17 protein-coding genes and 1 tRNA gene are annotated in these 16401 nt (G+C 65.7%); 7 read left to right on the top strand and 11 right to left on the bottom strand.

Annotated features, from left to right (window positions below):
- Positions 1-90: 90 nt before the first annotated feature.
- Complete coding sequence (locus OKA11_RS06010) at positions 91-1107, bottom strand: polyprenyl synthetase family protein (RefSeq protein WP_142634524.1); 1017 nt, start codon at positions 1105-1107, stop codon at positions 91-93.
- A 152-nt stretch (positions 1108-1259) separates the two neighbouring features.
- On the opposite strand from OKA11_RS06010, the gene OKA11_RS06005 reads away from it, so the two are divergent.
- Positions 1260-1559: a chorismate mutase gene (locus tag OKA11_RS06005; RefSeq protein ID WP_207078316.1), complete on the top strand. Its 300-nt coding sequence runs from the start codon at positions 1260-1262 to the stop codon at positions 1557-1559.
- A gap of 65 nt (positions 1560-1624) precedes the next feature.
- Here OKA11_RS06005 and OKA11_RS06000 read toward each other — a convergent pair whose 3' ends face one another.
- The 4 genes from OKA11_RS06000 to OKA11_RS05985 all read right to left on the bottom strand — a co-directional run bounded on the left by OKA11_RS06000 (position 1625) and on the right by OKA11_RS05985 (position 4659).
- Positions 1625-1828: a hypothetical protein gene (locus OKA11_RS06000; protein WP_142634528.1), complete on the bottom strand. Its 204-nt coding sequence runs from the start codon at positions 1826-1828 to the stop codon at positions 1625-1627.
- Positions 1829-2030: 202 nt separating this feature from the next.
- Complete coding sequence (locus tag OKA11_RS05995; protein ID WP_379489418.1) at positions 2031-3446, bottom strand: sensor histidine kinase; 1416 nt, start codon at positions 3444-3446, stop codon at positions 2031-2033.
- 7 nt (positions 3447-3453) lie between these two features.
- Positions 3454-4131, bottom strand: a complete 678-nt coding sequence (locus tag OKA11_RS05990) for a response regulator (RefSeq protein WP_142634532.1) — start codon at positions 4129-4131, stop codon at positions 3454-3456.
- A gap of 231 nt (positions 4132-4362) precedes the next feature.
- On the bottom strand, positions 4363-4659 hold the full coding sequence (locus tag OKA11_RS05985) for a PepSY domain-containing protein (RefSeq protein WP_242526103.1): 297 nt from the start codon (positions 4657-4659) through the stop codon (positions 4363-4365).
- Between the two features lie 199 nt (positions 4660-4858).
- Between OKA11_RS05985 and OKA11_RS05980 the strand changes: the two genes are divergently transcribed.
- On the top strand, positions 4859-6640 hold the full coding sequence (locus OKA11_RS05980) for an ABC-F family ATP-binding cassette domain-containing protein (RefSeq protein WP_267219295.1): 1782 nt from the start codon (positions 4859-4861) through the stop codon (positions 6638-6640).
- Positions 6641-6689: 49 nt separating this feature from the next.
- Here the strand turns inward: OKA11_RS05980 and OKA11_RS05975 are convergent, their stop codons facing one another.
- Together OKA11_RS05975 and OKA11_RS05970 are read right to left on the bottom strand one after the other, a co-directional pair.
- Positions 6690-7880 carry a glycosyltransferase gene (locus OKA11_RS05975; protein WP_267219294.1) on the bottom strand — a complete coding sequence of 397 codons (1191 nt, stop codon included), beginning with the start codon at positions 7878-7880 and terminating at the stop codon, positions 6690-6692.
- 23 nt (positions 7881-7903) lie between these two features.
- The gene (locus tag OKA11_RS05970; RefSeq protein ID WP_267219293.1) at positions 7904-8476 is read right to left on the bottom strand and encodes a helix-turn-helix domain-containing protein; all 573 of its coding nucleotides are present in this window, start codon (positions 8474-8476) and stop codon (positions 7904-7906) included.
- An 89-nt stretch (positions 8477-8565) separates the two neighbouring features.
- Here OKA11_RS05970 and OKA11_RS05965 point away from each other — a divergent pair, with 89 nt between their 5' ends.
- Positions 8566-9036: a DUF6456 domain-containing protein gene (locus OKA11_RS05965; protein WP_267219292.1), complete on the top strand. Its 471-nt coding sequence runs from the start codon at positions 8566-8568 to the stop codon at positions 9034-9036.
- 115 nt (positions 9037-9151) lie between these two features.
- Positions 9152-10996, top strand: coding sequence for a DUF885 domain-containing protein (locus OKA11_RS05960; RefSeq protein ID WP_267219291.1), 1845 nt, complete (start codon positions 9152-9154; stop codon positions 10994-10996).
- 108 nt (positions 10997-11104) lie between these two features.
- Here OKA11_RS05960 and secF read toward each other — a convergent pair whose 3' ends face one another.
- Genes secF through yajC form a run of 3 tightly spaced genes read right to left on the bottom strand, consistent with a single transcriptional unit; the run spans position 11105 to position 14111 of the window.
- Entirely contained in the window at positions 11105-12091 is a 987-nt protein-coding gene (secF, locus tag OKA11_RS05955; protein ID WP_267219290.1) for a protein translocase subunit SecF, read from the bottom strand.
- A 13-nt stretch (positions 12092-12104) separates the two neighbouring features.
- Positions 12105-13721, bottom strand: coding sequence for a protein translocase subunit SecD (gene secD, locus OKA11_RS05950; RefSeq protein WP_267219289.1), 1617 nt, complete (start codon positions 13719-13721; stop codon positions 12105-12107).
- Positions 13722-13775: 54 nt separating this feature from the next.
- Positions 13776-14111 carry a preprotein translocase subunit YajC gene (gene yajC / locus OKA11_RS05945; RefSeq protein ID WP_142634549.1) on the bottom strand — a complete coding sequence of 112 codons (336 nt, stop codon included), beginning with the start codon at positions 14109-14111 and terminating at the stop codon, positions 13776-13778.
- A 342-nt stretch (positions 14112-14453) separates the two neighbouring features.
- Between yajC and OKA11_RS05940 the strand changes: the two genes are divergently transcribed.
- The 3 genes from OKA11_RS05940 to aroQ all read left to right on the top strand — a co-directional run bounded on the left by OKA11_RS05940 (position 14454) and on the right by aroQ (position 15800).
- A tRNA-Pro gene (locus OKA11_RS05940) sits at positions 14454-14530 on the top strand.
- A gap of 194 nt (positions 14531-14724) precedes the next feature.
- Positions 14725-15138: a holin family protein gene (locus OKA11_RS05935; RefSeq protein WP_267219288.1), complete on the top strand. Its 414-nt coding sequence runs from the start codon at positions 14725-14727 to the stop codon at positions 15136-15138.
- A 224-nt stretch (positions 15139-15362) separates the two neighbouring features.
- Complete coding sequence (gene aroQ / locus OKA11_RS05930; protein ID WP_267219287.1) at positions 15363-15800, top strand: type II 3-dehydroquinate dehydratase; 438 nt, start codon at positions 15363-15365, stop codon at positions 15798-15800.
- Between the two features lie 120 nt (positions 15801-15920).
- Here aroQ and OKA11_RS05925 read toward each other — a convergent pair whose 3' ends face one another.
- Positions 15921-16388, bottom strand: a complete 468-nt coding sequence (locus OKA11_RS05925; RefSeq protein ID WP_142634555.1) for an Lrp/AsnC family transcriptional regulator — start codon at positions 16386-16388, stop codon at positions 15921-15923.
- Between the last annotated feature and the right edge of the window lie 13 nt (positions 16389-16401).

The following is a 16401-nucleotide window of genomic DNA, read 5'->3' as shown; positions in this document are numbered from 1 at the left end:
CCACGGCTGCCGCATCAACAGTTCCGGGCAAACAAAAAGCGCGCCGGATACCGGCGCGCTTTCATTGTGTGCAACGATGCTGCGGTCGTTTCAGTAACGGCGCGCGATCGCAAACTCGACCGCTTCGCACATCGCATCGCGCGCGGCGCCAGCCGGGAAAATCGACAGCGCATCAATCGCCCGCTGGCCGTAAAGGCGGGCCCGCTCACGGGTCGCCTCGACGCAGCCGTGGCGATTGATCAGTTCGACGGCATGGGCAAGGTCCTCGTCCTCGGTCCGGAAACCGGCGATGGCATCCTCCCAGAACTTGCGCTCCTCGGCAGTGCCGCGCGCATAGGCCAGGATCACCGGCAAGGTCATCTTGCCCTCGCGGAAATCATCACCCTTGTCCTTGCCGGACTCCGACGCTTCCGAATCGTAATCGATCGCATCGTCGACAAGCTGGAAGGCGATGCCAAGATTGCGACCGAAGGTATCGAGCGCCTGCTCCTCCGCATCGCTCTTTTCAGCCACCGCAGCCGCGATGCGGGTGGCGGCCGAGAATAGCGCAGCCGTCTTCGAACCGATGATGCCGAGGTAATGCTCCTCGCTCGTCTCGATCTTGCGCTGGGCGGTCAGCTGGTCGACCTCACCCTCGACGATGATCGAGCTGGCACGCGATAGGATCTTGAGAACGCGGATGCTGCCATCCTCGACCATCAGCTCGAAGGCGCGGGTGAACAGGAAGTCACCGACCAGCACCGTGGCCGGATTGCCGAAAACAATATTGGCAGCCGCCTTGCCGCGGCGCATGTCCGAACCGTCGACAACGTCGTCGTGCAGCAGCGTGGCGGTGTGAATGAACTCAAGCGCTGCCGCCAGCTTGTAATGGCGTGTGCCCTGATAGCCGCACAGCTCCGCCGCGGCGACCGTGAGCATCGGGCGCATACGCTTGCCGCCGCCCGAGATCAGGTGCCCGGCCAGCGCCGGAATGAGGGGAATCTCGCTCTGCATGCGGTCAAGGATGACCGCATTGACACTATTCATGCCGGACGCGGTAAGCGCCAGCATGGGAGCGAGGGAAGGTTGCGATCCGCGCGTGCGCAGGGGTATGACATCGGCACTCATCGTTCCGGCGCATTGCGCGTTCGCAGGCGTTTAGGCAAGAGCCAATGCCACCGGCCGGTCAAACTTCGGGACTGCTGAAGCATACAGGCATTGCCGCCAAGGCCGCAGGCGGGCTGGAACCGGCAGGCAAGCCGTGCTAGCGGACCGATCCGATGACCGAGACCACGCCCTCCTCCGATCCGGTACTGGCCGCATTCCGCTCCAGCATCGACAATATCGACGCCGCGCTGATCCACATGCTGGCAGAGCGCTTTCGCATCACCCAGGCCGTGGGCACGTACAAGGCGGAAAAGAACCTGCCCGCCTCGGATCCGGGCCGGGAGGAACGCCAGATCGTACGCCTGCGCAAGCTGGCCGAGGACGCGCACCTCGATCCCGATTTCGGCGAAAAGTTCATCCGCTTCATCATCGACGAAGTGATCCGCCATCACGAGCGTGCCAAGGCGGGTTGAACCGCTGACATCCGGCAGGAAATAAGGAAGAAGGCGGCGCACCGCCTTCCCCCTTTTCAGTCTTTTCAGCCCTCGACGAGGTCCTGCAGACGGGTCAGCAGGCCCTGGATGCGCGTGGCCGCTTCGGCAAAGGTTTCCAGATCTTCCTTGTTGCCATCCTCGCGCGCTTCCTTGGCGGCTTCGACGTAGCCTTCAAGATCGGCTTCGAGCGCGTCAACGAGCATTTCGACTTCGTCGGGCGACAGGGTCAGGGAGATGGAATCGGTCATGGGGGTATCCTCGAATTAGGTCGCGAATCTGAAGCGCCGGCCATGGGGACGAATGCCGGGGTCCGCAAGGCGCGGCACACCGCTTCCCCCCGCTTTCGGATCACCTTTGAACAGGCTGTACCACGAAGGGCACTATGGCAGAAGCCTTGCCGGCCCGCCGCCACGCCTCGGTAAGAAATGCCGGGCCCAAAAAACGACCGGGTCAGCTGCTGGCGCGCGGCACCGCCAGCTTGACCAGCAGGCCGCCCAGATCCTCGCTTTCATCGAGCATCACGGTGCCGCCGTAGATTTCCACCACGTCGCGCACGATGGCAAGACCGAGGCCGGTGCCGGGCTTGCCGGTGTCGAGCCGGGCGCCGCGATCGAAGATTCGGATCCTCTCGGCTTCGGGAATGCCCATGCCATCGTCCTCGATCCATATTTCGCAAAGAGACGAATCCCGCACGGCATCGACCGTGACAAAAACACTACTGCCGCCGTACTTGGCCGCGTTCTCGATAAGGTTACCCAGAATCTCCTCGAGATCCTGCTTTTCCAGCGCCACCACCGCATCGTGATTGCCGTCGAGGTCGAACCGGGTCTGGTCATAGAGCCGCTCGACCGCGCGAAGGACCGCCTCGAGGCTTGGCCAGACGTCGGCGCGCGACTGCCCCGCCGCACGCCGGCCCACCGCCCTCGCCCGCGCAAGGTGATGATCGACCTGGCGGCGCATCACCGCCGCTTCGCGAATCACCGTGTCGGCCAGATCGGGCGCCTTGGCGGTAGCCGCGTTCATCACGACCGTCAGCGGCGTCTTGAGCGCATGGGCGAGATTGCCCGCATGGGTGCGCGCCTCTTCCGCCTGCCGCTCGTTATGGGCAAGCAATGCGTTCAGTTCCTCGACCAGCGGTTCCACCTCGCGCGGGAGCGGGCCGCTGACCCGCGCCGAGCCGGTCGTGCGCAACCGCTGGATCGCCCGGCGGATATGGCGAAGCGGGAACAGTCCGTACCAGGTCTGCATGCCCGCCATCAGCAGCAGCCCGAAGCCCAGCGCGACGAAGCTGTAGAGCAGGATCGCGCGGTTCATCTTGATCTGTTCGTTGTTCTCGGCACGGCTCGCCGCCACCGTGAACATCCACTTGGTATTGCTGCCCGGCAGGATGATGGACCGCTCCATCACGCGCAGCGGCTCACCGGGGAACTGGTTCGAATCGTAGACGTGCAACTGCGCGTCGAAGTGGTCGTCCGGCACTGCCAGACTGCGATCCCACAACGAGCGGGAGGGGAAGTCCTCGTGCCCCTTGCCGCGAATCTGCCAGTAGAGGCCCGAGTTCGGTTCGAGGAAGCGCTGGTCGCCGAGCGGACGGTTGAAGAACACCTCGCCGTCGGGGCCGATCTCGGCCGACCCGATCATGCCGGTGAGCATGTAGCCCAGTTGCTCGTCGAAATTGCGCGTGACGATACCGCTCAGCGCATGGTCGAGCGCCAGTCCGCCCACCAGCAGGAGGATCGAGATCCAGCCTGCCGCGATCAGCATCATGCGCCGGGCCAGCGAGCCGGTCGACCGTTCGTGCGCAAAACCCGCCCCGCGCTTTTCGGGTGCGGGTTCTGCGGCGCCGCTGGTCGGCGCTTGCGTCATGGAAACCTCAGCCGCGGCCAGGCTCGGCCGGGTCGTCGAGACTGTAGCCAAGTCCGCGGATCGTGGTGATGACGTCGGCGCCCAGCTTCTTGCGGATGCGCGTGACAAAGACCTCGATCGTGTTCGAATCGCGGTCGAAATCCTGATCGTAGATATGCTCGATCAATTCGGTGCGGCTGACCACCTTGCCCTTGTGGTGCATGAGGTAGGACAGCAGCTTGTATTCCTGGGCGGTCATCTTGACCGGTTCGCCGGCCAGCGTGACGCGGCCCGAACGCGTGTCGAGACGCACGTCGCCCGCGGTCAGTTCACTGGACGTATTGCCCGAGGCGCGGCGGATCAGCGCGCGCAGACGGGCGATCAGTTCCTCGGTCTGGAACGGCTTGGCGAGATAATCGTCGGCACCGGCATCGAGCCCGGCCACCTTGTCCGACCAGGAATCGCGGGCGGTGAGCACCAGCACCGGGAACGTACGTCCCTCGCGGCGCCACATGCCCAGCACGGTCAGGCCATCGATTTCAGGCAGGCCGAGGTCAAGGATCACGGCATCGTACTCTTCGGTCGAGCCGAGAAAGTGCCCGTCCTCGCCATCGGTCGACAAGTCCACGGCATAGCCGTTCTGTTCGAGCGTGGTCTTCAGCTGGTTGCCGAGCGTGGGTTCATCCTCGACGATCAGGATGCGCAATTCGGTCTCTCCCTCGGGGGCGCCCAGGAACGGGCGGCGAAATCAGGGTTGGAAATGGGGCGAAAGCCCCGGTGCGTCAAGCAAGGCAGGGTGACTGACCAACAGCTGCGCACAGAGGTGAAACGCACGGGCCCGGGTTGTGATCCCGAGCGGCCTGGCTGGCCGGACCAGGCACCCGTCTTGCCACGCATTTTGCGGTCATCGGCCAATCCGGGCCGGGCACTGGACGGCTTAATGCGACTGTCCGATCACGCGCCCGGTCCGGGCATCGACATCGACAAAAAAGATCTTGCCGTTCTGGATGAACTTGAGGCGGTAGGCCATCGCCGCCGGATCGTAATCAGGGCCGAGATATTGCATGCCGTTCATGCGCGGCAGGACCATCTGTTCGATCTGGCGGATCGAGAGGATGTTGCCGGCCTTGCGCTCGCGGCGTGCCTCGCCCTGATCCCCGCCGGGATCGGCAGCCTGCGCAACGACCGAAGGAGCGACGAATGCGACCGCTGCGCCGAAAAGTGCGCCAGTCATCGCGAGAGAGGAGACAAGCCGTTTCATAATGACTTGGGTGCCTAAGCGACGGGGCTTGAACAAGTCCTGAATGTGGCAGGAAGGTGGCACTGGCTGAAATGTGTTGCAGGAATCCCACGCAGTTACCCGGAGCCGCAGCGCTCTGCACGGCCCTACCCCCGCTTGCCGCCCGTCGCCACTGCCTGTAGGGCGCGCTGCTATGGCAATCGCACCTATTCTCAGCTGGGAAGGCCTCGGCCTCATCCAGGGCTCCGGCTGGCTCTTCCAGGACCTCGACATCAACATCGCCCCGCGCGACCGGCTGGCGCTGATCGGCCGCAACGGTGCGGGCAAGAGCACCTTGCTCAAGCTGATCGCGGGCACCGTCGACGCGGACAAGGGCACCCGCTCGGTCCAGCCGGGCATGCGCGTGGTTACGCTGGAGCAGGACCCGTTCTTCACCGGTTTCGACACCCTGCTCGACTTCGCGATCCATGGTGACGACGCGCCCCAGCAGCACGAAGTGGAAGCGATTGCCGACCAGCTCGGCATCGACCTCTCGCGCGAGGCCAAAAGCGCCTCGGGCGGTGAGCGCCGCCGCGCCGCCCTGTGCCGCGCGCTTGCTTCGGAACCGGACCTGCTGCTGCTCGACGAGCCGACCAACCACCTCGACCTTGCCGCGATCGACTGGCTGGAATCCTGGCTGCAACGGTACAACGGCGCCTTCGTGGTGATCAGCCACGACCGGACCTTCCTGACCCGGCTCACCAACGCCACGCTCTGGCTGGACCGGGGCGGCCTGCGCCGCCGTGACATCGGTTTCGGCGGCTACGAGGCATGGGAAGACGAAGTCTACGCCGAGGAAGCCCGCGCTGCGCAGAAGCTCGACGCCAAGCTCAAGATCGAGGCCCACTGGCTGGAACGCGGGGTCACCGCGCGCCGCAAGCGCAACCAGGGCCGCCTTGCCAAGCTTTGGGAAATGCGCGCCCAGCGGGCCTCGATGATGGGCCCGCAAGGCGCCGCGAAGCTGGCCGTGGTGGCGGACGACAGCAAGACCAAGTCGGTCATCGTGGCCGAACACGTAACGAAGAAGTTTGCGGATCGCACGATCATCAAGGACTTCAACTTGCGCATCCAGCGCGGCGACCGCATCGGCGTGGTCGGCGCCAACGGCTCGGGCAAGACCACCCTGCTCAAGATCCTGATGGGCGAATTGCAACCCGATTCCGGCACGGTGACACGGGCCGCCACGCTCGATGCCACGGTGATCGACCAGCAGCGCAGCCGCATGAGCCCGGAACTGCGCATCCGCGACGTGCTGGCCGAAGGCGGCGACTGGATCGACGTGGTCGGCGTGCGCAAGCACATCCAGGGTTACCTCAAGGACTTCCTGTTCGATCCCGGCCTGGTCGAGGCGAAAGTCGGCACGCTTTCGGGCGGCGAACGTTCGCGCCTGCTGTTCGCGCGCGAGTTCGCCCGCACCTCCAACCTGCTGGTGCTCGACGAGCCGACCAACGACCTCGACCTCGAAACACTCGACCTGCTGCAGGAAGTGATCGCCGACTACAACGGCACCGTGCTGATCGTCAGCCACGACCGAGATTTCCTCGACCGCACCGTCAACGTCACGCTCGGGCTTGACGGCTCCGGCCATATCGACGTCATCGCCGGCGGCTATGCCGACTGGGAAGCCAAGCGCCGCGAGCGCACCAGCGCGGGCAAAGCCAAGGCCAAGGAAAGCACCAATGCGGCCGCGCCGCCGCCGCCGAAAAAGGGCAAGCTCTCCTACAAGGACCAGCGCGACTACGAGTTGCTGCCCAAGAAGATCGAGGAGTTGGAGATCCTGATCGCCCGCGACGAGCAGGCGCTGGCCGATCCCGCGCTCTACACCCGCGATCCCGCGAAGTTCGCCAGCCTCAGCGCCGCCATCGAAAAGGCGCGCAGCGACAAGGATGCCGCCGAAGAACGCTGGCTCGAACTCGCCGAACAGGTAGAGGGCTGAGCGTCAGGACGCCGCCGGGGCGTCCTGCACGTCCGCGTCCGGCCCTTGCTCAATCGCCATCCAGAACCGCACGCCAGAAGCGCACGAGGTTCGCGGCGTTGACGCCCCAGGAGAACCGCGTCACGTTGGCCGAGACCTGCTCCTGGCCGGGCGGATCGGCAAGAATGTCGCGCACCGCCTCGGCAATGGCCGCCGGCGTGCGCTGGGCAAGGCGGCCCGCGCTGGGGTCCTGCACCACTTCGCGGGCACCGCCGATATCGGGGATGACGATGGGCGTGCCGCAGGCCAGCCCCTCGATCCAGACGTTGGCCAGCCCCTCGCTTGCCGAAGGCAGCACCAGCACATCGGCGGCGCAGAGCAGATGAGGCAGCAGGTCATGCCCGACCTGCCCGAGGAAATGCACGCGCTCATCCACGCCGAGCGACTCCGCCAGCGCCCGCAAGGCCCGCTCGTCCTCGCCCACCCCGGCGAGCGCAAGGCGCACATCGGGAAGCTGCGGCAGGGCCTCGATAACCAGCCGCTGGCCCTTGCGGGGAATCAGTGAACCGGGCGTCACGATCAGCGGCCCCTGCGACCAGATGCCCAGCTCCGGCACCGCCGAGACCAGCGCCCGCGCGGCGCCGCGTTCGACCGGATGGAAACGCTCCCGATCAAGGCCGGTATAGTGCACGGTGATCCGGTCTGCCGGCATGCCCAGCGCGATCATGTCCGCCCGCAGCGCCTCGCTCACCGCCAGCAATCCCACAGCCTGGTGCGCGGCGCCAAGCATCTGCGTCAGGGCCGCCGGTCGCTTGCCCCAATAGTGGATGTCCGCCCCGCGCGACTTGATGGTCAGCGGCAGCCCCAGCGCACGCGCAACGATAGCGGCCGCCGGCCCGTCCGGGAAAAAGAACTGGGCGTCCACCAGATCGAAAGGCTGTTCGGCATGAAGACGGCGGGCGAGCGGCAGCACCGCTCGTGCGATCCGGGCGGGATTGCTGTCGCCGCCGAGCTTGGGGATCAGGGTGAACTGAGGATATTGAACCGCGATCCCCGATGCGTCACTTTCCTCAGGCAATGCCGAAAGGGCATCATAAGGCCTACGCCGCGACAGCGGCCAAGGCGGCACTCCGATCGGGCTCACCATCGTGAGATCGACGGCGCCATCGGCGACCACCGCGCGCATCTGGTTGCCGACAAAGATCCCGAAGGACGGCTTGGCGGGATTGGGAAACAGCGTGGCTATCGACAGGATGCGCATGAAGGCCCTCTACGCGGCAGAAGTTAGAGCTTTCTGACCAGCATTTCGGCAACGGCCAGCCACTGCGGATGTTCCACCCGGGCTTGCTGCCGCCCGGTCGCCGGGGGTGAAAGCACGATGCCGCCCTCTTCGCAGCCGATCAGACGGCCGAATGCGAAACGCCCGGCCGGGCGCGGCACCAGCACGTCGCGGTTGAGCAGCCGCGCCGCATGCGCGGGCGGATGCTGGCGCAGCCAAACCTGATCGCCTGCCCGGTAGTCTCCGGCGGAGCTTTCTACCTCCAGCACCAGCCAGGGCGCTTCGGCGGCAAGCTCGCTGGGCAGCACGGCCTCGCGCTGCATGTGCGGCGCCTCGACGCCATCCTCGGTGAGAACCGCAACGATCATCGCCGGTTCGCGGCTTTCGCTGCGCAGCAGAAGTTCCGGAGCGACATCGAGCGCCGCAGCGATGCGGTTCATCCAGCCCAGCGAAAGCGTGCGCATCCCGGTCTCGAGCCGGCCGATGGTCTGAGCCGTGGTTGCCGGGCGGCAGGCAGCAGCCACATCGGCCAATGTCAGCCCCTTCTGCTGGCGGATGTCACGGATGCGGTTGATCACGGGCGGCCTTCGAATAACCAGACTGGTTATCGCTTTCCTACAAGCAATCCGTTTTGGCAAGTTGCGCCTACGGTATCAGGAGGCACCCGATGAAACAGCAGCTTGTCGAACGCGAAGTCACCAGCGAGGGCCCGGTCCGGGGCAACGCAGCCCGCAAGCGCCGCAGCGTGACCGTGAACCTCGCCGAATCCTCGCTCACCTGGCTGCACGCCCGTGGCCACTTGTGCGACCGCCGCTTCGCTGCCGGCGAACTGCTCCGCAGCGACTGGGAGCGCGCCCAGCTCAATCCGCGCACGACCATGCGATGGGAGCCGGCTCGCTATGGCGGAGGGTCCGCCGGCCTCACGGATGGCGAACGGCAGCTGGCGGCCAAGGCCCGGTTCGACGGCGCCATCGCTGCCGCGGGAACCAGCCTCTGCGACGTGCTGTGGCGGGTGGCCTGCGCCAACGAAGCCTTGCCCGCAGCGGAAAAGGCACTGGGCTGGCCGATCCGCAGCGGCAAACTGGTGCTCGGTATCGCGCTCGACCGGGTGGCGGATTATTATAAAATCGCGAAATAGATCGCGCAGATTGTGACTCTCCTGTTGCAGCCCCGGGAAACGAACGGCAACTTGCCGCCATCCGGCAGGGCTGGCCGAAAGGGCCGTCCGACAGGGGTGCATCCAGGAGATCACAATGCTTCGTAGAGAATTCATGGCCAGCGCAGCGACGGCGCTGACCTGGGGGCTGTTGACATCGCGCAGCGCGATCGCTGCCGCCACGGCCTCGTCCGCCTCCGTTCCCGCGCTCAATGCCGCCGACAAGGCGCTCTACGCCCGGCTCGACGCGCTGTTCTACGAATCGCTCGCGCAGAGCCCGGAGATGGCCAGCTCGCTCGGGCTCGACAAGGGCCAGTACGCCGGGCTCAAGTTCAAGCTGTCCGATGATAGTGCCAAGGGCCGTGCCGCCAGCCTGGCGATGGGGCACAAGGCAATCGCCGCCGTCGAGGCGGTCGACGCCGCCCCGCTCAGCGCCACCGGCAAGCGCAACCGCGACCTCGCGCTCTACCAGCTGCGCCAGCGCACGGTCTCGCAGGACAAGTTCCAGATCGACAGCGCCCAGCGGCCCTACCTGATCTCGCAGCAGGGCGGCGCCTATTTCTCGCTGCCGGACTTCCTCAACAGCAGCCACACCATCGAGACGAAGAACGACGCCGAGGCCTATCTCGCGCGCCTGTCCGCCTTCAGGACCGCGCTCGACGACGAGACCCTGCAGCAGAAGGACTACGGCGCGCGCGGCATCGTCGCACCGGGCTGGTCGCTCGACCTCGCGCTCGGCCAGATGGAGAAGCTGCGCGGGGCAGCTGCGGCACAAAGCGGCCTCGTCACCTCGCTGGTCAAGCGCGCTGCGGCCAAGGCCATCGATGGCGACTGGGCAGCGCGCGCTACCGCCATCGTCGAGAAGGACGTCTATCCCGCGCTCGACCGCCAGATCGCGCTCATCAAGGCCCAGCGCCAGACCACGCCCGCCGGTGACGGCGCATGGCGCCTGCAGCGCGGCGACGAGATCTATGCCGAGGCACTGAGGCAGGCGATCACCACCGACGACAGCCCCGAACAGGTCCACCAGATCGGCCTCGACCAGGTGGCGGACCTGACCGCCCAGCTCGACGCCATTCTCAAGACCGCCGGACTCACCACCGGCCCCGTCGGCGCGCGGCTCGATGCGCTCAACAAGCGGCCCGAACAGCTTTACGCCAATACCGATGCCGGGCGCAGCGATCTCATCGCTTCGCTCAACGAGGGCATCCGGCAGATGTACACCCGGCTGCCGCAGGTCTTCGACAATCCGCCGCAGCAGCCGCTCGAGATCCGCCGCGTCCCGCCCGAGATCCAGGACGGCGCGCCCAACGGCTATTACTACCGCGCCCCGCTCGATGGTTCGCGTCCGGCGATCTACTGGATCAACCTGAAGGACGTGGCCGACTGGCCGAAGTACACCCTGCCCTCGCTCACCTATCATGAAGGCGTGCCCGGCCATCACTTGCAGGGCGGCTTCGCACAGACCGGCGGCGAACTGCCGATGATGCTGAAGAACAGCTTCATCTCGGCCTATGGCGAAGGCTGGGCGCTCTATGCCGAGCAGCTGGCGGACGAACTCGGCGCCTATAGCGGCCTGGAACGCGCGGGCTATCTCCAGAGCTACCTGTTCCGCGCCGCCCGACTGGTGATCGACACCGGCATCCACCACTACAAGTGGAGCCGCGAGAAGGCGACCGACTACATGGTCGAGACCGTCGGCTTCGCCCGCCCGCGCTCGCAGCGCGAGGTCGAGCGGTACTGCACGATGATCGGCCAGGCCTGCTCGTACAAGATGGGCCACACCGCCTGGATGCGCGCGCGCGCCAGGTCGCAAAAGGCGCTGGGCGACAAGTTCACCCTGCCCTGGTTCCACGCGATTCTGGCCGAAGGGGTGATGCCGCTCTCGATGCTCGACAAGCGCGTGGACGAACGCATCGCCGAACGCCTCAAGCAGGCCTGAGGCACACCTGAAACGCACCTGACAGGGGTTGAACCCGGGCTAGCAAATAAAAAGGGGCCGCTCCCTCGCGGGAGCGGCCCCTTTCTATTGTGGTGTACGAAATACGCCTCAGGGGCGCGCGCCGCGCTCGCGCGCGAGGCGTTCCTGGCGGTCGATCTCGCTCTCGGTCTTGACGAAGCTTTCGCTGTTCACGCCAAGCCAGATGAGGATCGGCGCCGCCATGTAGATCGAGCTGTAGGTGCCGACAAAGATGCCCAGCACGATCGCCGAGGTGAAGCCGAAGATCACGTCGGGGCCCATCAGCAGCAGCGCCACCAGCGTGATCAGCATCGACAGCGAGGTCACGATGGTACGCGCCAGCGTCTCGTTGACCGACAGGTCGAGCAGCTCGGGCATCGGCATCTTGCGATACTTCTTCATGTTCTCGCGGATACGGTCGTAGACGACGATCGTGTCGTTCAGCGAATAACCGATCAGCGTGAGCAACGCGGCCACGATGTTGAGGTCGAACTCCATCTGCGTCAGCGCGAACATGCCCAGCGTCAGCGTCACGTCGTGGACAAGGCTGAACAGCGCGCCGACACCGAACTGCCACTCGAAGCGGATCCAGATGTAGGCGGCGACCGCCAGGGCCGCGAGGCCGAGCGCCAGCATGGCGCTGTGACCGAGTTCGCCCGAGACCTTGCCCGAGACCGAATCGACCCCGTCGATCCGCGCGTCACTGTGGTGCGAGCGGATGTCGCTGGTGATCTTGCCCGCCATCGCGTCCGAAAGCTTGGGATTCTTGTCCGCGCCTTCGGGCAGCTTCATGCGGATCGAGATCTCGTTCGCCTTGCCGAAGCGCTGGATGATCGGCTCGCCGTAGCCCAGCTTCTCGATCTCGGTGCGCAGCGGCCCGACCGGTGCCTCGGTGCCTTCCGCGAAGGTCACGCGGATCACCTGGCCGCCGACGAAGTCGACGCCCAGATTGAGACCCTTGGTCGCGATGAGGCCGATCGACGCCGCCATCAGCAGGAAGCTCATGACGTAGAACGGCACCCGCCAGCGCAGGAAGTGGATGTTGGTGTGGTCGGGAACGAGCTTGAGGAGCTTCATCTGTCCTCTCCTCTTACAGGTTCAGGTCCGCCGGCCGCGCCTTGCGCAGCCAGCCGGCAACCCACATGCGGGTCATGGTCACGGCGGTGAACACCGAAGTGGCGATACCGATCAGCAGCACGATCGCGAAGCCGCGCACCGGGCCGGTGCCGAAGGCTGCCATCAGCACGGCCGCGATCACGTTGGTGAGGTTCGCGTCGAAGATCGCGCGGCTGGCTTCCTTGTATCCCAGCTCCACCGCCTGCACGACGCGGCGACCCCGGTGGCGTTCCTCGCGGATGCGCTCGTTGATCAGCACGTTGGCGTCGACCGCGGCGCCGATGGTCAGCACGAAGCCGGCGATGCCGGGCAGCGTCAGCGTGGTGCCGGCAAGGCCCATGACGCCCAGGATCATCAACACGTTCACCACCAGCGCGACATTGGCGTAGACGCCGAAGCGGCCGTAGGTGACGAGGATGAAGATCATCAGCAGGCCGGTACCGACGGCCATGGCGACGATGCCCTTCTGGATCGAATCGGCGCCAAGGTCGGGACCGACGGTGCGTTCCTCGACCACGGTGAGGTCGACCGGCAGCGCGCCCGAACGCAGTGCGATGGCCAGCTGGGTCGCCGACTGCACGGTGAAGCTGCCGGAGATCTGCGCACCGCCGCCCAGGATCGGCTCGCGGATGCTGGGCGCCGAGAGCACCTTGCCGTCGAGGATGATCGCAAAGCGCTTGCCGACGTTGTCGGTGGTCAGCTTGGCGAACTTCTCGCCGCCCTGCTGGTTGAAGGTGATCGAGACGACCGCGGCGTTGGTCTTCTGCTCGAACTGCTGCTTGGCGTCGGTCAGTTCGTCGCCCTTGATGCCGCCCAGCCGCTTGACCGCCAGCACGGGCACGCCCTGCGCGGCCGCATCCTTGGGATCGGCCCAGGGCACGATCTCGTCGCCCGGCGGGATCGCGCCCTTGGCAAGCTCGCTCGGCACGGCGGTCTCGTCGACCATCTTGAACTCGAGCTTGGCGGTCTGGCCGAGCAGGTTCTTCAGGGCCTGCGGGTCCTGCAGACCGGGCACCTGCACGTCGATGCGGGTCCCACCGAGACGGCGGATGTCGGGCTCCTTGGTGCCCAGCGCGTCGATACGCTTGCGCACCACTTCGACCGCGGTCTCCATCGCGCTGCTGATTGCCAGGTCGATGCCGGCCTGCGTCGGCACGAGGACAAAGCGGTTGCCGTCCTCCACGGTGATGTCCCAGTCGCGCTGGCCGGAAAGGCCTGCGCCCGAAGTCAGCGGCAGGATCGCCTCACGCGCGGCGTCGACCTGCGAGGCATCGCGCACGGTGAAGGCAAGCTTGCCGCCCGAGCTGGAGACATCGCCGATGGCGATGGTCGGCTGGGCCTGGCCGAGACGGGTACGGACCGACTCTTCCATGGCTTCCAGACGCTGCTGGGTAACCTGGTCGCGATTGGCTTCGAGCAGCAGGCGGCTGCCGCCGGCAAGGTCGAGGCCAAGATTGATCTTGTGATCGGGAAGAGCGCTGGGCCAACGCACGTTCGGCGTCAGCGCAACCAGCGAAGGCAGGGCGCAGGCGCAGAAGAACAGCGTCAGCGCCCAGTACCAGGCCTTCTTCCAGGTGGTAAATTCGAGCATAGCCTCAGGCTTCTCTCAATTGGATGCAGGATCGAGACCTTCTCGACCCACGCCTCAGTCGTTGGCGGGCTTCGAGCCGGCGGGCGGGATGACGTCGACGATGGTCGACTTCACGGCCTTCACGACCAGGCCCTGCGCCAGCTGGACGTCGGCATAGTTATCGTCGACCTTGACGATCTTGCCGACAAAACCGCCGCCGGTCAGCACTTCGTCGCCCTTCTTGAGGTCGGCGAGCTTGGCGCGGTGTTCCTTCTGCTGCTTCATCTGCGGACGCATGATGAGGAACCAGAAGATCGCAGCCATCGCCACGAAGGGCAGGTACTGGATCCACGCAGGCGGAGCGCCCGCGGGCGCGGCGGCGGCAAGCAGGTTGATGATCGAGCTTTGCATTGAGATGGAAGGCCTTCTGTCGTTTTGTCCCGGCGAGGAATCGCGCCTTCGTCGATAAATCCGCATGGACCGGATTTGCAGCGCGCCCCGTCCGAAACACCGTCGCCGGATTTCATCGGATGGGCGCGGTTAGCAATAAAGCGTAAGGCTGGCAACGCAGGCAGATAGGCGCGCCGCCCCGGATCACCGGCAAATGGCATTCCTCGCCCCCACTTCAAGACGCCCCGCGCCGCAAGCGGCATTTTGCCATTTCATCCACAGCCTAGTGTCAGGGCCCAGGCAAAAAGTCGCAAAAGGATGCTTGCGCAATCGAAAAGCCCTGCCTATAGGCCGCGCTCCGGTCGGGACGTAGCGCAGCCTGGTAGCGCATCACACTGGGGGTGTGGGGGTCGGAGGTTCGAATCCTCTCGTCCCGACCAATGAAAACCGCCGCTTCCTGCTTCGCGCAGGAGGCGGCGTTTTCGTATCGGCCAAGCGCGGCACGATTAGCGCCTGCCCTTCCCGCTTCCCACGCCGCGCGCAGCATATGGCCCGCGCGCCGGAGCGCATTTTCCTACATCGGCCGATTTGACTATCTGGTTTCGGGCCTCAATCCGAAACGGAGTGCCTGCCCATGCCCCTGCTCGATTCGATTCTCGGTCCCGTCACCCGCATCATCGACAAGGTCATCCCCGACCCCGAAGCCCGCGACCGCGCGAAGCTCGAACTGCTCAGGATGGAAAATACCCAGGAGTTGCAGATGCTCCAGGCGAGCCTCTCGGCCATCGTCGCGGAGGCCGGTTCATCCGACCCCTGGACCAGCCGCGCCCGCCCGAGCTTCCTCTACGTCATCTACGTCCTGCTGCTGTGGTCCCTGCCGATGGGCCTGATCGGCGCTTTCAGCCCGCAGACCGCCCATGCGATCGCCGCCAGCATGACCGGCTATCTCAGCGGCATTCCCGAACCGCTCTACGCGCTCTTCGGGACCGGCTATCTGGGCTATTCGGCGATGCGCCAGTGGGGCAAGGCCAGAGGCTCCGATCGCTGATCGCGCGCCGATCCCGCGACAGACGGCCCGGCTCCCGGCAAGCCCGCCTTGGCGGGAGCCTCCCACTCCCACTCCCACTCCCACTCCCACTCCCACTCCCACTCCCACTCCCGCTCCCCCTCCCACTCCCCCTCCCGCGCTTGGCAGCAGCGGCGCACCTGCGCTAGACGGCCTCAGCCCGGCCGCATTCCCGCGCGCCGCAGATGTGAGGGATAAACGGAACAATGGCAGCCAAGCTGGTCTACGTGCTCAACGGCCCCAACCTCAACCGGCTGGGCCTGCGCGAACCCGGCATCTACGGATCGCAGACGCTCGACGATATCGGCGCCATGCTCGTCGAACGCGGCGAGACGCTGGGTTTCGAGATCGACTTGCGCCAGTCCAACCATGAAGGCCACCTCGTCGACTGGCTCCACGAAGCCGAGGACAACGGCGCCCACGCCGTCCTGCTCAATGCCGGCGCCTACACGCACACCTCGATCGCGCTGCACGACGCGATCCGCTCGATCAAGGTTCCGGTGATCGAGGTCCACCTCTCCAACCCGCACCTGCGCGAGGAATTCCGCCACAAGTCGTGGGTCGGCATGGCCGCCAAGGGCACCGTCGCCGGCTTCGGCGCCCAGAGCTATCTGGTCGCGCTGGAAGCAGCCGCGACGCTCTGATCGCGGCATCGGCCCCATGAAAACAGCGCCGCGCCTCCGGGATGGAGGCGCGGCGCTGTTGCAGGCGAAAGTTCGCCGACGGACCCGGACAAACGCGAGCCGCGCCCGATCCCGGGAAGCTCAGCCCTCCAGCGGCACGCCGGGCACGCTCTTGGCGGTGCGGATCGTCAGCGAGGTCTTGACGCTGTCCACGTTCGGGGCGGGCGTCAGCTTGCTGGTCAGGAATTCCTGGAAGCTCTGGAGATCGCGGCTGACGATCTTCAGGATGAAGTCGATCTCGCCATTGAGCATGTGGCATTCGCGCACTTCGGGCAGACCCTTCATGTGGTCCTCGAATGCGCGGAGCGATTCTTCGGCCTGGCTCTTGAGGCTGACCAGCGCAAAGACGGTGATGGTGAAGCCGAGCTTCGAGGCATCGAGGTCGGCATGGTAGCCCTGGATGATGCCCGATTCTTCAAGGCTGCGGACACGTCGCAGGCACGGCGGCGCGGTCAGCCCCACGCGCTGCGCCAGTTCGACGTTGGTAATTCGACCTTCGCTCTGAAGTTCCGCCAGCAGGCGACGGTCGATTTCATCGAGATTGATCATGCGAATCTTTCCT

This window comes from Novosphingobium clariflavum (assembly GCF_026420865.1).
GTDB classification, from domain to species: domain Bacteria; phylum Pseudomonadota; class Alphaproteobacteria; order Sphingomonadales; family Sphingomonadaceae; genus Novosphingobium; species Novosphingobium clariflavum.
The sequence above is the reverse complement of the archived record's forward strand: the minus strand, read 5'-3'. Positions and strand labels throughout refer to the sequence as shown.